Here is a 17,066-nt window from a genome sequence, read left to right as displayed (position 1 = left end):
TGGTGTCTAACATTTACGGGGTAGTTCAATAAAGGAGTTTTCTACTATTAATGAAATAATCGTAGGGGAATGATAGGATGGGTTATATTGCCGTAAGAATCATAGTTCTTTTGACATGATACTATTTGGTGAACAGTCGAATGACGCAAATACATTTGTTAAGGAAGGAAACACCTATGAAATCACTCAAACTTATTCTGTTATTACTTCTATGCATGAATTTATTCACGCCACAAGCAGGTGCGCAAGCTTTTAAGGATGTACCCACTGACCATTGGGCGCATGATGAAATCCGTTTTCTCACAGACAAACAGGTGATCCGCGGTTTTTCGGACGGAAATTTCAAACCACTTACCACGCTAACCCGAAAGGACGCTGCAGTCATGATTGTCCGTGCACTTAAACTTCCGGCGGTCAAAACCCCAACTGTGAGGCCAACTGATTTGATGCCTACAATGGGCGGCTATACAGAAATGATGATTGCAGCAAAACAAGGGATGTTTACAATTTCGAATAATAAATTCCAACCTGGGAGTCCACTCACCCGAGAAGAGATGGCGCGCGTACTCGCGGTCGCCTATGACTATAAAGGTTCCGGGAAATCGACTTTCAAAGACCTAGCGAAATCGAATCCATATTATAAATTTATCGATGCAATCGCAACAAATGGAGTCACGACAGGTTATTCGGATGGCACATTTAAACCGGAAATTGCTGTGAATCGTGCACAGTTTTCGACGTTCCTGAAACGGGTGTACGAACAACCCCATTCGTATACGGTGAAGCAAGATGGAAAAGTATTGCAAGAGTTCCGATCAGCGGAAGAGGCGATTGCACTTGCGGTCAAGAATCCAGGGGCAACAGTTCATCCTAAAAGTAACTCCCTTATGAAATACGGATCAAAGCCGGCTGCTCTTTCAGCGACGGGCATAAAAAATGGTGTACTCATCTATAATGGTGCAGAAGGATTAGATTTCTCATCGGAATTCTTTGGACCTTATTTGACAAATGGAACGACTGCTCTTTTCGATACATTTGTTGTGCTAGGCCGCACGTATACTGGCGGTGAATTCGCTGAAACTGCCAAAAATAAAGCAAACTACAAAGAATGGAAATGGTACGCAGATACTACATTTTCCAAAGGCGGAGCACTGCATGAATTGAATCGTGCGGCTGCAAACGAAAAGCGGAAAGTCCAAGTGTATATAGCCATTCCTTATCCGAAGCGCAACGAGGCCATCATTAAACTAGATGGCACAAAAACAGCCAACAAACTGCAGACCCGTGAAGAAATGGTGAATTGGTACATTTCGACTGTCGAAGCGAAATGGAAGAAAGAGAACTTCAGCAACTTGACGATGAAGGGCTACTATTGGCTCAATGAAACCGTCATTCATGCGGAAGACGAACAGCTCGTTACCAGCACGGCCAAGAAAATTCATGGGTTGAACAAAAAGTTCATTTTCGCTCCACATGCATTGTCCACGAATTTCGAGAACTGGCAGTACTATGGTTTTGACGGTGCCTATTTGCAACCGAACTCATTCAGGTTGTCACTTGGCGATCCAACAGCAAGACTTCATAAAGCATTTCTTCAAGCGCAAATTAAAGGATCTGGCATCACACTCGAAATTGATACTTACTCTCCCCACCAAATGGAAGCGGGACTGAAGAACTTCGAGAAATATCTTGAAATTGCTAATCTTTACGGGCTGAAAAATCAAAGTCTACTTTTCTATCAAGGAACCGACATGGTACATCGAATGGGTTCGTATACCCAAGCTCCTTATCAAGAAGCCTATCGCGGACTAGTCGAGCTACTACGATAAACCTTATGTCCCATCATTTAGAAGCAGCCTTCCCAATAACGGGAAGGCTGCTTTTACTCGTAAGAATGTAGAAAACTTCTTTGTAACTAAAAGCAATCACTCTCTTCAGTGTGTCCAACGATTCTTTCTAAGTGTGCAACAAACCTGTCGGAGCGTCCAACCATTCCCACGAGGTGTCCAACGAACCCGTCAAAGTGTCCAACCAACAAGGGAGTGTCCAACAAAATCCATAGAGTATGCAACGAACCCATCGAAGCGTCCAACCTTTCCGCGAGAGTGTCCAACGAAATCCGTAGAGTGTCCAACCATTCATCTAGTACCCTTTCAAACTTCCAATTGACTGTAAAATATAGTAATCTAGTCACAGGGAGGGATCTAGATGAAGAAAATAATAGTTCTATTTTTAGCTACAATTCTAGTATTCACAGGAAGTAATGTAACAGTTAAGGCCAAAGGGTTTTCTGACGTAACCAATACTCATCCTTTCTATGAGCATATGGTGTATTCCTTTGATCAAGGAATAATACAAGGATATAGTAATAATCGCTTCATTCCCGATAAAAACGTTACGCGTGGAGAAGCGATAATAATGATTGCTAGAACGTTAGGATTAAATATGCAAAAACGTAAAACAGTTTTTTCCGATGTAGGTAGTTCAACCGCAGCTTCCGGTGCAATTCAATCTGCATATGAAAAAGGTATAATTACAAGCAATACAGGTGGAAAGTTTAATCCGAATGAACCCGTTAAACGTTCCGATATGGCCATTTTCCTTGCAAATGCGTTTTCTATGGTTGATGAAGAAGTAGTTCCATTCAATGATGTCACAATAAGTTCAGATGCTTATTCTGCAATTCGAAAAGTGATTGCAGCCGGTGTGACTCAAGGTCATACTGACGGGACATTTAAACCGAACAAACTCGTAACACGCTCGGATTTTGCTGGGTTTTTAGCAAGAGCTAAGAATGATAAATTCCGTTTGAAAGTAAAGGTATGTGGATTGGATTCTACAAAACGAGAAAATCCAAGTCGTCAAACGATGAATTGTTTAATCACGAAAGCGGCACGACAATCACAATTTTCGATCCCACCGGAAATTGTCAAAGCGGTTGCGACTGTGGAAAGTAACTGGAAACAGTTCGACGTCAAAGGCGAACCAATTATTACTGCTGACGGTGGCATAGGACTTATGCAAATTACAAACACCGCTGGCTATGACGTGGAACGATTGAAATATGATGTACAATACAATATTGAAACAGGCATTAAGTTTCTTGTTAACAACTTTAATAATAGTAATTTGCCTAAAGTTGGCGACCACAATCCAGAGAACCTCGAAAGCTGGTATTTTGCTGTTATGGCGTACAACGGTATAAAGGCAGTAAATAGCCCGTTTTATCAAGCTACGGGTGAATCAAATCCAACCGCGTATCAAGAAAAGGTTTTTCAAGAATTAAGCAAAAATGGAATGCTTGCGACTAAAATTCAATCAATTGGAATGACCAAAACGGATTTTAACTATGGCGCGGATACTAATCATACGATTGAATTCAAAAAGAAATCATTTAGCTTGACCGAAAAAGCGACAACTTCTAAAGAGTTATTAAAAGTAGGCGACGTTATTACCTACACAGGTTCAGGCATTCGTTTACAACCGAATACCCAAAATAATAAACCTCTTCCAACGACTTCAACAGATAAAATGAAGATTATCGGATCTCCAATTGCCGATAACCAATCGAATTCGTCAAATCAATTTGTGTGGTACCCAGTTCAAACTGTTCAGAACGGAAAGACCATATCAGGATTTATTGCATCACCGTATATTTCACGAAATTAACCAATCACCCTCTTACTGTCTAGTAGACTTAAGGGGGTTTTCTACTAATCTACTAAAACTGTAACTAAATGGAGCTGTATCCGTCTAACTACTACAACCGGCACTATTAAAGAGGAGGGGATAAAAGTCGATTATTTGGAGGTTCAACCTTTAAAATAACCGAATAAATGACCATTCAAGGAATCGATAGCAGTTACGAAGGTTTAGAAAAAGAGGGCATTCAATTCTATGAATAAAAAGACGCCAGCGATATTTATTGACTAAATAAGTTTTAAAAAGGTAATGTGGAGCATTTCCTATAGATCCTCTGTCCGACACATCTAATGTCTTTAAAACAGAAAGGAAGTGAGCTTGTCAATGAAAAAATACGGTGTCTTTCTAGCGTTCGTATTGCTTCTTTTTAGTGTTTTCGGATTTAGTACGCATGCTACGGGTTTGAAGGATTTACAAACTTCCCATCAATTTTATGATGAAATATCCTATTTGGTGAATAAGAAGATCATTTCAGGTTACTCGGATGGGACTTTCAAGCCCGATCGAGCTGTTACCCGTGGGGATGCAGCGATTATGATTGGAAGGGCTTTAAAACTGGACGGCAAACAGCGTGACACAAAGTTTAAAGACGTTACGAAAGAGAAGCAGGCAAGTGGCTATATCACATCAGCCGTCAATCTTGGAATTATTACCGGTTATTCGAATCATACCTTTAAACCGGACGCCTTAATTTCAAGGGGAGATATGGCAATCATCATATCTAGAGCTTTTGATTTGTATGTAGAATCACCATTCAAATTCAAAGACACCGGCGAGAATATGGTTGCCTATGAAGCGATTCACCGACTTTCACTTGCCTCCATCACAGCAGGTTATACGGACAGTACATTCCGTCCAACACTGAATATTTCACGCGGACAATTTTCAGCATTTCTTGCCCGCGCCTTGGAAGTGGAATTTAAACAAAAAGCCTCCATCGAAAATAGTTTTGCAAAAGACAAAACAAAGCAGTACACATATAAATCTCAACAGAACGGCCTTGAGGACCTCATATTTAAAGACGTAGGATATATTTTCGGGAAAGACTCGGACTATGTGGGATATGTGTGGGAAACGACGAATCAGACTTCAGGAGAAGCTATTTACTTAATAGAAGATGAATCGTATCAGGGCTTGATATCAGCCTATCCAATGTCCAATTATTATGTTGAACTACGCTACCCGATAAAACTAGGAAGAAAATGGGAGTCAGACATGGACACGAGTAGAATAACGGGTGTTAATAAAAAAGTCACAACACCATTCAAGACATTCACAGAAGCTGTAGAAGTAACGCTTGGTGAAGGTGCAAAAGTTTATTATGTTAAAGGTGTAGGAAAAGTAAAAGTGCTTGATGCAAAAGGAAAAACGATATATGAATTAATAAATATTCGATAAAGTAAATGAATGTTTGGGTGACACTGGGGTAATTACTACACTGTCCCGTAGTTGAGGAAATAGAACAAACATCCTCCAATAATTCGACTTTGGGAGGATGTTTTTGTGAACATTATTTGAGTACAAGGCGACTTGTATATGATCGACTGAAGTTTGAATCCTTATCTAATTTATCAAACAATCGCCGGCTATGTCTTTACATTAGACGATTGAAAGGTGAAAATAGAAATGAGACTAGCAATAAATAGAAAATATTGGGGGATACATAATGAAACGAGTAAAAAAGGCATTGATTTTTGCAATGTCTTTCGGGTTTGTTCTAGTTCTAGCAACTGGAACAGCACTAGCGGCAACATATAAAGACGTGTCCCATGAGTATTGGGCATATGAGGACATTCAGTTCATCGCAAAACATGAAGTGATTCGTGGATTTTCTGATGGGAGCTTCAAACCGGGATTGGCTATCTCGCGGAAAGATGCGGCGGTGATGATGGGCCGTGCGATTGACCTTGCCGATCTAGAAAGTCAACCGAAGCCATTGAAAGACATGCAACCTACTTCTCCGAATTACCAGGAAGTAATGATTGCCATTGAGCGTGGGTGGTTAACACTTGAGGAAGATAACTTTAATCCCGATGCGCCTTTGACAAGGGACGAGATGTCACGGATGATTGCGACTGCTTATTCATATGAGGGGAAGGGGCTATCATCCTTTAAAGACGTATCAAATAATGATGAGTACTATCCTTTCATCGATGCCATCGCTTTCCAAAATGTAACCACGGGATATAATGACGGCACTTTCCGTCCAAACGAAGTGGTCACAAGAGCGCAATTTAGTGCATTTCTTGCCCGTGTCTATCAAAAACCAATTGCATATGAAGTAAAAAGTGCCGGACAAACAGTAGCAATTGTCTCATCTGTGGAAGATGCGTTGGATGAAGTCAACTATTATGAAGACGGTACAATTCACCCACAAAGCAATAAATTTGTTGAATATGCGCAGACGATTGCAACAGATGACAAGACCAATTTAAATAGTGGCGTACTGATTTACAATGGATATAACGAAGTGTATAGCGGTTTTAAAAAAGTGGATGACTTCACACCACAGTTTTTCAATCCATACATGAAATCCAAGGTCGATGGTGCAGATCAAGAAATGTTTGACACTTTTGTCGTCCTCGGACTTCGTTACAATGAGGCAGGGAACCAGTTTGTAGATGTTCCAACGAATGATGCGAATTACAGTGATTGGGATACGTATGTAAAGCGAACATTTGCAAACGAAGGTGCACTGAATAATTTAAATGAATCAGCAAAATTTAATAACAGAGTAGTGGACGTTTATGTTGCGATTCCCTATCCGAAACGTAATGGCGATATTATTATGTTGGACGGCCAAGAACAACCAAATACAGTTTACTCCAGATACGATTTGGCTAGCTGGTACATTACGAATGTATTGAACGGATTTAAACAGGCTGATTATAAAAATCTGAATTTCAAAGGCTTCTACTGGTTGAGCGAAACAGTCAGGACGGTGGAAGATGAAGTGCTTATTTCCTCGCTGTCGAGTTTAATGACGAAACATGAGAAGTTTTTCATTTACTCACCGCATGCGACATCAACGAATTTTCATAAATGGAAAGACTATGGTTTCGACGCAGCGTTCTTACAACCGAACGCATTCCGAACGAGTGTTTTGAACAAGGAAGAACGCTTGCATCGCGCGTTTTTAAATGCTCAAATCTATGGAACTGGTATTACCATTGAAATTGATTCTTACGGCGCCGGTCATGTAGAAGAGGGTAGAGGGGTAGAGGAGTTTAAGTTGTATATGAACTTCGCAAAACGCTATGGTCTTGATGAAAAAGGAATGATGTTTTACCAAGGAACGAATATGGTCGAACGCATGGCAACAATTGATCATCCAGTTTATAAAAGTTGGTACGAACAATTAACCAACACTTTTTTTAAAGCGAAATAAAGAGAATCGGTTTACCGTATTTTATATGCGGTAAACATTTTTTTTGTAGACGTCGTTAAAACACCTGAGAAGCCTGACTTGTCCACTTATATTGTGTGATTTACTAGGCATGTCGCCTAATGGTGCTTATAATAGAGGCAAATTCGATGCATCTTAAAGCGTTGTTAAACGTCTACCTATATACCCGGCACTTAACAAATAGAATGTACTTCCAACACCGCTTTGTCGCTTGGTGTTGGCCTCACGCAATAAGCCCACCAGAAGATAACTTTGGAGAGATTGAGCTAGCAACCCTCCTTGGTCTTATTGCTCTGGCGCCAGCAGGATGCGGGTGTGCAGCCTTTGCCGCAGGACGCGGCGCTATTGGACTGCCTATCATTAGTGTCGCTCCTTCGCTAGATTTGTTCGTTATATTGGTAAGGTATACCACCTAGTTAATTCTAAATAAGTAGTGCCGACTATATAAATTGAACATATGAATACATGTATAGTTTGAGCGAAGGCGCCATTGGATGCCAGTCGCTATTACTGTCACAATTCGAAGGGCGTGAATTGAGTCAGTAACTGGACACCGGATAGCCGAAGCCATAAGACTGATAGCGCAGTGGTCAGGCTTATGGCGGGAGGCATCCCCTAAGCGCCGAAGCGGATTTGAAGGGAATCTTTATCTTAATCTATATAAAAGACATCTAAAAATAGTGTTAGTTGAAGAGGTTTCCTGTGGTATACTGATATTTCCAATGAAGTATAGAAAGGGTTTAAAGCATGAATTTCACATCTAGATTACAAGACATTACAGTTCCGCTTATAGGTACAGTCTTATTAGTCCTTACACTGCTCATCCCGTCAGCTACGGTGGCATATGTAGTGACACTTCTGCTAGCATTAGCTGCTTTAGTAAGACCGAAACAATCCATATTATTTCTAATCATTTATTTTCCACTTCGCTCATTTTTAATTGAAGTGAACCCAACACTTAAACTTATTGGCGATATCGTTATCGTGTTCGTATTTCTCCGTGTCGTTTGGGATTTGCGAAAAGATATGAAATCGGTCTTTCATTTTGAAATTTATGAGTGGGCGTTCATCGGTTTCTTGGTTGTCGGAAGTGTTTCGGCATTCATGACCGGCGTGCTGCCGATGGCAATCGTTTTCCAATTGCGTGCATTCGTCATAACATTTTTGTTGCTATATAGCGTGAAAAGACTCGATATTACGAAACGTGATATCAAGAATTTCCTTTTGCTCACATTTATGGTCGCCGTACTCCTTATCATCCAGGGACTCGTCGAAAAACTGTCGATGCGATCTGCTCTAATGCCGGAAAACTGGATTAACCGTCAGCTATCTCCAAACAATAGCAGCCGGATTTATGGCCTTATCAATAACCCGAATGTTTTGGCTGTCCATTTAACAATCGCCGGCATTCTTTCCTACTATTTAAAAGCATTATTACCGAAGAACTATATGCAGTGGCTCATCAACATCGTGCTCGTTCTACTAGCTGGTACATGGATCCTGACATATAGCCGTGGGACCTGGATTGCGGTTGCCATCGGTTTGGCCGTTTACTTCTTGTTGACACTGAACTGGAAATTTATTGTGAAAGTGGCTGCGGTTGTAGCACTCGGATTCGTTCTGATTGTTGTACCGATTACGTACAGCGCGCAATGGATTAGTAATAATACTGATGTAGGCGATTTCGTACGGACCGGTCCAGCTGAAGATGAAGGCGGATTTGCCGTTGAGAAAAATCGTATAACAGAAACATTTAACTCTGGTACGTTAGATAAAAGTAAGACGACAGGGCGTCTATTTATCGTAGATAAAGGATTCGAAGTGTTCAAGGACTATCCAATCATTGGAACCGGTTTTGCAACATTTGGGGATTCAGCGTCCAAAACATACTCATCACCTATTTATAAAGCGTATGATATTAGGTTTAATATTTATTCGGACAACCAATACATTCAAGTAATTACCCAAACGGGTGTTGTTGGTGTACTATTATTTGCAGTCTTCCTTCTTGGGATGCTCATCCTATTTTGGAAGAAACGCAACGATTCACCAATGGCAATCCCGATGCTCGCTGCATTGATTGGCGTATTCTGGTGCGGGCTAATTTATAATATATGGGAAGACAAGACATTCACCATGTACTTCTATATATTACTAGGTGCTTTCATAGCACTGACAAATCGTAAAGCGAATCACGTGGAATAAATCATAAAAACAAGGACTGTCTTGTAAGCCGGAGTTAATAGGCTTATGAGATGGTCTTTTTTATTGGTTTCAAGACTTTTAGATGTCTAACGGAAGCGTGGAAGTGTCCAACAAACTCGGTGAAGCGTCCAACGAACGTGGCGAAGCGTCCAACAAACTCGGCAAAGTGTCCAACAAACGTGGCAAACCATCCATCAAACTCGGCGAAGCATCCCACAAACCACCTCCCGCCCCACCACTCACTCTCATAAAAAAGTTCATCAGCCAAGCCAAAGAATCTATGACCCCAATAACCATTTTATTAGTTAAATAGTAGGAAAATGGAACTCATCCAATACTCTTATGACTTTTCTAGAATAACAGTCTATACTAGATATACTACATAAAAAGTTGGGGGTACTAGATTCAGTGCTAAAACATACAAAAATGAAACAAATTATTACTATGTCAATCATGTTTTTATTGGCTTTTCCTGCGTTATCATTTGCTGCAGCGAAAGAACAGATTAAAATCTCAGAAGGTGTTCAGTACGAATACAACCAAAATACAATTTCGGGCAATCCACAAGCAATTCGCCATATGACAGTTGACTTGAAAGATCCGTATACGACGGTAGACGTGGGCTACCCAACGCCACTCAATAAGCTAACACGCACGACTGTTCAAGCGAATGCTTATACAGGTGCTGGAAAACAAGTCGCAGGGGCCATCAATGGTTCGTTTTTCTGGTCAAAAGATCAGGGCTACTTGCCGATGTACTTAATTGCCTATCGGGACAGGCTTATGAATGCGGGAATCATCGCATCTGGGTTTGATCAGTATGTCAATCAACCAGTTGCATTTGGAATCGATAAAAATGGTAAAGGTAAAATCGACGCATATAATTTAGATATTTCCTTCAACCATGCAGGAACGGATTATCCGATTACAAGTACGGACAAGCAGCGTTCCAATGACAATCTAATCTTATACACACCGCTCTATCCGGCTACAACAACAGAAACGAATGCACTCGGTATTGAGCTTGTTATTACTGAAGTAACAGGCGGGACGGCCTTGAACTTTGGAGAAACGGTAACAGGTAAAGTTTCGAAAATAAGAACTCGTGGCGATGAATCAGCATCCACGATACCAAAAGACGGCTTCGTTCTATCGGCACATGGCGATGCGATGCAAATTGTCAAAGATATCGGGATAGGCGAATCAATCTCCATTACCGCTAACATCGATGATAAATGGAAAGGTTCATCCTTCATGCTGGCGTCAGGCCCAGAACTTGTCAAAAACGGTAAAGTGGACTTGGCAATCGATCCGACGAGCGATCGAGCGAGAGAACGTGCACCGCGCACAGCAATCGCAATCGACAAAACGGGGTCGAAAGTATTCATGGTGACGGTGGATGGAAGACAAGCACCGTACAGCCAAGGTATGAGTTTAAAAGAGTTTGCTGAGTATCTCGTAACAATTGGAGCAGATCACGCGTTGAACCTTGACGGTGGTGGATCGACGGCAATGGCTGTCCGAAATCCCGGAGATGTCAATGTTTCTTTATTCAACAAACCATCAGATGGAACTGAGCGTGCGGTTTCAACAGCTCTTTTCGCCGTATCGACAGCTCCAAAAGGAACACCGACAACTGTAAAAGCGCATCTTGCGAAAACTGGTGTTTATCTAAAAGGGACGAAAGGTTCAGTACTTGTCGACTTTGTCATGGATAACTACTATAACCCTGTAACGGTGAATGCGGCGGATGTGAAATTATCATCACCTCAGGGTCTAATTACGGCAAACGGACTCAATTTCACGGCCCAAAAAGCGGGTGTAGGAACGCTCACAGTCCAAAATGGTGGAGCAACAGGAACCCTGCCATTTGAAGTAGTCGATGCAATCGCAAAAATTGCACCATCGACGCCAAGCATAGAAGTACGGGCAGGTGAAACAAGATTGATGACCGCCAAAGCATATGACAGTAAAAACAGGGAAGTCATCTTCGATCCATCACTTGTCAAATGGACGGCACCTTCATCTATAGGAACGATTACGGCAGCAGGTTCCTTCACTGCCGCGAAAACAGATGGTTCTGGAATGATAACTGCAACACTTGCAAATCAAACCATAACTATCCCTGTCACAATTACCGGTGAATATTACCGAATTGACGGGATGGAAACCATTACAAACTGGAAATCAAGCGCAGCAAATGGAACGGCTCAAATTTCACTAAATGGAACTAAAGAGCCAGCATTCCAAGGGACAGGGGCGCTTAAATTAACGTATGATTTCACCGAGCAAGCAGGGACGTCGGCTGCATACATTGAAGCGACAACGCCTTTAAAAACAGGGGGAACACCCGTTAAATTAACGGCTCGTGTTTATGGAGATGCAGGAAATACATGGCTGCGCGGCAAGATTGCGGACAGTACAGGGAAAGAATATATAATTGACTTTACCCCTGAAAACGGTCTGAAATGGCTAGGTTGGAATTTTGTGAGCGCACAAATTCCTTCCACTGCAATAGGCGACGTGACTTTGAAGCAAATCTATATCGCTCAACCGACAGCAGCACTTAAAACAAAAGGGTCCATCATGATTGACGATGTGAAAGCTGTATTTAATGCGAACTTTAAAGAAGGTCTATTCAAAGACACGGGCCTTACATTCAGGGCGGAAAAAGAAATAACTGCGCTTGTCAATGAAGGGATTATTGCAGGGTATGCAGACGGTTCATTCGCTCCTTACCAGGAACTGACAAGACAACAAGGCGCAATCTTACTGGCACGTGCCTTAAAACTGCCACTGAACGATGTAAAAGATCCAGGCTTTGCCGACATGGTGCCAAGTATGACATTTTACAAAGAAGTAGCAGCAGTCGCCAATGCCGGTTTTATCCGTGGGAAAGAAGGCGGCACAAAGTTTGATCCGAACGGCAAACTGACGCGTGCGGAGATGGCGGCAATTTTGCAACGTGGATTCAGCTTGCAACTTGGGCAAGAAAACTATTTCAATGACATAAAAGGAAGTTTCGCCTTTGATGCGATTAACTCCCTTGCGTACAATGACATTACACAAGGGATTGGCGGGGGCAAGTTTGGACCGGCACAAAACATAAGCCGCGCGGACTTCTCTGTCTTTCTTTACAGAACTATCAAAAAGTAAATATATCTAAAATAGTATTTGAGATTCCTAAAAATCATGGTACAATGAATTTGTAGAGTTATTCCTTTTATAAAATAAATATAAAAACTATTAATCTAGTAATCTAGTTTAATGGTAGGCTTGGTTGATGGCGCCAAAAAATCCCTAGAGACATTTTGTCTTTAGGGATTTTTTTGTCGGGATATAGTGCACGAATATTCAACCTATAGCGTTCCCCCTATAAAACCCTTGCTAATTAACCAATTAGTTAGTATCCGTTAATCCGATTCTACTAGGAGTATTGATAGATTAGTTGTTGTTTTTGTTTATGTACTATTCATTTTGATCAGAGGGAAAGAAAACCCTGAATATCGGGATTGAGTTGCCATATGAAAGAATCTCTCCGTTATATATCCATAATACGACCGAGATAAAGTTTCTAGCCATCTGAACATCTCAATTCAGTAATGTCTGTTGTCAGTTCGTGATAAGCCGTATTTGTATAAAAACGACGATGAATAAGGTTCTTCGCACCAGCCCCTCAATCGAGCAATCGATTGAGGGGCTATTTTCTATTTTTGATTAGCACACTGAGAAACTTTCTACATCAACCTACATATTCCCCTAAAATTTTATGTCAGTTAATAGGATATGGACTACTCACAAGTAATAGTATGTAAAAATAGCTATTAAATTGTCGTAACATTTGGATTAACATATTGCTGATAAGATTGTATGCTTGGAATGGCGGCAATTTATGGCAAAAGTTAGAGTTGATGGCGTGCCGTATGCGGTGTAGGGCTAAACTGAAAGCCATGGGAATGTGTTTTGAACCGCGAAAAGTGATGAAACTTATGGGACAGGAGAGTAGAGTTTTCCGGATGAAATGGACAACACTGTAGCTGCGGTACTATGTTAGAACAATCTGGTCCGCCAAACTGTAAAGTTAGCAGTTACATCTATGTAGACGTCTACGTAAATTTAATAAACCTTACAGTACGTTAATAATCTACTGGAATATTAATAATTACTTAACATTTAAAGGAAATTAGTAATGGTACTATTAATTTATGGATTAATCCAATCCTTAAATTACATACGATTAAAGGGGGACAGTAAATGAAGAAGCATGCCAATTCATATCAAAAAGTATTCGGGGCGACATTAGCTGTAGCTGTAGCAACTGGGACACTAGCAGTAGCTGTACCAGTATATACACAAGCCGATGAGGTGAAAGTTCCCACGTTTTCTGATGTAAAGAACATTGAAAGTCATCATTTCTATGAGAGTGTTAGTAATTTGGCTTCCAGAGGTATAGTAAAAGGATTTGGCGATGGTACTTTTAGACCGCATCAATCAGTAACACGGGGACAAGTTGCAAGTGTTTTAGCATTAACACTTGGGCTAAACACAAAAAATGTGAAAAACCCGGGATTCAAAGACGTGAGGGTGACGGACCAGAATTATGGATCAATTGCTGCACTTGTAGAAGCGGGGATAATCGATGGGTATAACGATAAGACATTTAAGCCTGGGGAGCCACTAACTCGTGCACAAATGGCTAAAATAATTAGTGTTGGTTTTAATCTTGAAAATGTAAAGCTTACAAATTCCCCATTTACAGACGTGAAAGCTGGGCACTGGTACGCAAACTATGTTCAAGCTTTGATCATAAATGAAATTACAACTGGGACCTCTGCATCCAAATTTGAACCGAATGCTTTTGTTACAAGAGGACAAATGGCTTCCTTTATTGTTCGAAGTGAATCTGCAGTTAACAAGACGGCAGAATTGGTTAGCGTCTCAACTGATTCAGTTAAGCTATCGACTGGGACATATGCATTGTCAGCAGACTTGAAAAAGCTTTTGAATGCTTCCAATTCTGCGGCACTAGTAGGAGCAGTCTTGGAATATACAGTTAAGGATGGCGTAATCGTTAGAATTACTTCAATTGAACTTACAGCGAATGGAAATGAAAAAAACAGTGTTGTACTTGATGGACAAGGGTCTTCATTTACAGGGGCAGTTCGCGTAAATGGTGATTATATTTCATTGAATAACCTAAAAATTTCCGGTAATTTGGAGATAGGGAAAGAAGTAGAAAACAGTTTTAAAGCTAATGATATCGAGGTTTTAGGGAAAGTAAGTCTTACTGATAATGCCTCACTTAAGCGAGTCGGAAAAGAGTTCCAAGCAGCTGCTGCAGAAAAGATAGAACCAAGTGTTGTGTTCACGAATTCTATCATCCAATCTGTGGAATTGTCTAAGAGCAAAAAAGTAATCATCGAAGTAAAAGGGAATTCAACAGTTCAAGGATTCAACCTTTTATCAAATATCCATTTAATAGCCGATAAGGGAATTACGTTGCCGAAAGTAACGGTCAAAAAAGGTGCGACGAACGTTACGCTTGATGCAATAGTGGACAACCTTTCAGTGGACACGCCTAATGCATTGTCAATTGATGGAACAGCCACTATCAAAAATGTTACCGTCGAATCCAAGATTGACTTGAAGCTTCTGACAATCGGGAAAATCGAAAAACTGATTGTGAAACTTAAAGGTACAACAATCAGATTAGGTGCTGGAACAAAAATAGGTAGTTTTGAACTTCCACAAGGGTTAACAGTAAAAGATGTTATTGTAAACTTTGATGAATTCAATAACGGAAACACAAGTACAGATACGGATCCCAATCCACCAACTAGCGGTGATGGAAAAACGTTTAACCTTTCTTTGATGCACGTAAATGATATACATGCTAATACTAATAAAGCACCAAAGCTCGTTACAGCAGTAAAAGAAGTACGGACAGTTAAACCGGATGCATTGTTACTAAATGCGGGGGATGTATTCTCGGGTACTTTGTATTTCAATGAATTCCTAGGGCAAGCAGACTTAGCATTTATGAATTTAATGAAAGTCGACGCTATGACATTTGGTAACCATGAGTTTGATCTTGGTTCATCACCGGAAGGTCACAAAGCGTTGGTCGACTTCATTAAAGCAGCAGACTTCCCATTTGTATCATCTAACGTAGATTTCTCGAAAGATCCACTGTTTGATGGATTATTCAATACGAAAATTTCGACAACCCCTAAAAATAAAAATATCTATACAGGAATTGTAAAAGAAATAAACGGAGAAAAAGTCGGTATCTTTGGACTGACGACTGCAGAAACGGCAGACATTTCAAGTCCAGGAAAAGTTACATTCTCTAACTATATTGAAGATGCAAAAAAAATGGTTGCTGAATTTGAAGCAATGGGTGTTAATAAAATCGTTGCACTTACACATATTGGTTTTGATGATAATGCCGCTATGGACAATGACCAAGAATTAGCTGCAAATGTAGCTGGAATTGACGTAATTGTAGGTGGACATAGTCATACTCAATTAGACGTTCCTGTAGTTGTAGACAAAGATGGAAGTGGAAAAGCGAAAGATAAAACAATTATTGTACAAGCGTATCAGTATTCGGATTACCTTGGGACGTTAGATGTTGAATTTGATAAAAATGGTGTCGTAATCGGACATGCAGGAAAGTTAATTGCGACTGCTGGTAAAGCAGAAGATCCTGAGGCAGTGGAGCTCTTAAAACCTTATAAGGATAAAATCGCTGCTGTTAATAACGAGGAAATTGGAGTGACACTTGAAAATGCACTAGTAAGTCCAAGAACATCGGATGTAGGTTATGTACCGGGCACAAGTGTACGGGCTAGTGAAACGATTCTAGGGAACATAATCACAGATGGCATGCTTGCAAAAGCGCAAGGTTATGTAAAAGATAAAAAAGTAATTATGGCATTCCAAAATGGTGGAGGAATTAGGGCTGGAATTGGAGCAGGACCAATCACGGTAGGTGAAGTAATCACAGTACTTCCATTTGGTAACACATTAGCAACAATGGATCTAACAGGTTCCGAATTAAAAGCTACATTTGAAATTAGTTTTAAAGAGTATCCGAAAGAAAGTGGCGGTTTCTTACATGTGTCAGGTGCGAAAGTGAAATACGATTCTTCGAAACCTGCTGGACAACGTGTAGTTTCAATTGCATATAAAAATGAAGATGGTACTTACACTGAAATCGAAGACGCTAAAACGTACACAGTTGCGACAAACGCATTCACTGCAAAAGGTGGAGACGGCTATGATGTTCTTAAAAAAGCGTATGCTGCAGGTCGTGCAACAGATCTTGGGCTTTCAGATTGGGAAAACTTAAAAGAACATTTAGTATCACTAATCAACAAAATTCCAACTAAAATTGAAGGTCGTCTTGTAGACGTAGCGGGTCAAGAACCGGGTACTGAACTTCCTGGTGGAGATGTGGCAAGCGAGGATTTCTCTGGCACAGTTGACGCACCAAAAGTTTACAACGGTAACGTGAAAGTATCCATTACAGACGCAGCTTCCCTAAAAAATGCAGTCGTCAAAGGTAACTTGATTCTTACAGGTACTCCAACAGGGGATGTGTCATTTGCGAACATTACCGTTAAAGGAAATTTGGATCTTTCAGGGCTTGATGGAAAAAACCTCGACTTTGATGGAATTACTGTCGATGGAGAAACGTTTTTTTAAGATTTTGTGCAAAGCCTTCTGTCTTTGACTGAAGGCTTTGCAA

7 protein-coding genes are annotated in these 17,066 nt (G+C 40.7%); all 7 read left to right on the top strand.

Features of this window, described 5'->3' with window-relative positions; translation table 11 throughout:
* Positions 1–176 precede the first annotated feature (176 nt).
* The 7 genes from H2672_RS00305 (at position 177) to H2672_RS00275 (ending at position 17,023) form a co-directional block, all read left to right on the top strand.
* Positions 177–1,829, top strand: coding sequence for a DUF4855 domain-containing protein (locus tag H2672_RS00305; protein WP_186667817.1), 1,653 nt, complete (start codon positions 177–179; stop codon positions 1,827–1,829).
* Positions 1,830–2,208: 379 nt separating this feature from the next.
* Positions 2,209–3,669 (top strand): S-layer homology domain-containing protein, encoded by a 1,461-nt coding sequence (locus H2672_RS00300; RefSeq protein ID WP_186667815.1) that lies wholly within the window; start codon positions 2,209–2,211, stop codon positions 3,667–3,669.
* 357 nt (positions 3,670–4,026) lie between these two features.
* Complete coding sequence (locus H2672_RS00295; protein ID WP_186667813.1) at positions 4,027–5,100, top strand: S-layer homology domain-containing protein; 1,074 nt, start codon at positions 4,027–4,029, stop codon at positions 5,098–5,100.
* Positions 5,101–5,368: 268 nt separating this feature from the next.
* Positions 5,369–7,090 carry a DUF4855 domain-containing protein gene (locus H2672_RS00290; protein WP_186667811.1) on the top strand — a complete coding sequence of 574 codons (1,722 nt, stop codon included), beginning with the start codon at positions 5,369–5,371 and terminating at the stop codon, positions 7,088–7,090.
* Positions 7,091–7,855: 765 nt separating this feature from the next.
* On the top strand, positions 7,856–9,313 hold the full coding sequence (locus tag H2672_RS00285; RefSeq protein WP_186667809.1) for an O-antigen ligase family protein: 1,458 nt from the start codon (positions 7,856–7,858) through the stop codon (positions 9,311–9,313).
* Between the two features lie 408 nt (positions 9,314–9,721).
* A complete protein-coding gene (locus H2672_RS00280) occupies positions 9,722–12,469 on the top strand; it encodes a phosphodiester glycosidase family protein (protein WP_186667807.1) in 2,748 nt (915 codons plus the stop codon).
* A 1,098-nt stretch (positions 12,470–13,567) separates the two neighbouring features.
* Complete coding sequence (locus H2672_RS00275) at positions 13,568–17,023, top strand: S-layer homology domain-containing protein (RefSeq protein WP_186667805.1); 3,456 nt, start codon at positions 13,568–13,570, stop codon at positions 17,021–17,023.
* Positions 17,024–17,066: the final 43 nt, after the last annotated feature.

Origin of the sequence: Sporosarcina sp. BP05 (genome assembly GCF_014282005.1) — a bacterium.
Taxonomy (GTDB): Bacteria; Bacillota; Bacilli; order Bacillales_A; family Planococcaceae; genus Sporosarcina.
The sequence above is the reverse complement of the archived record's forward strand: the minus strand, read 5'-3'. Positions and strand labels throughout refer to the sequence as shown.

Excerpts from the sequence above, each read along its gene's own strand:
- H2672_RS00305 (WP_186667817.1), top strand. The coding sequence starts at position 177 with ATGAAATCACTCAAACTTATTCTGTTATTACTTCTATGCATGAATTTA.
- H2672_RS00300 (WP_186667815.1), top strand. The coding sequence starts at position 2,209 with ATGAAGAAAATAATAGTTCTATTTTTAGCTACAATTCTAGTATTCACA.
- H2672_RS00295 (WP_186667813.1), top strand. The coding sequence starts at position 4,027 with ATGAAAAAATACGGTGTCTTTCTAGCGTTCGTATTGCTTCTTTTTAGT.
- H2672_RS00290 (WP_186667811.1), top strand. The coding sequence starts at position 5,369 with ATGAAACGAGTAAAAAAGGCATTGATTTTTGCAATGTCTTTCGGGTTT.
- H2672_RS00285 (WP_186667809.1), top strand. The coding sequence starts at position 7,856 with ATGAATTTCACATCTAGATTACAAGACATTACAGTTCCGCTTATAGGT.
- H2672_RS00275 (WP_186667805.1), top strand. The coding sequence starts at position 13,568 with ATGAAGAAGCATGCCAATTCATATCAAAAAGTATTCGGGGCGACATTA.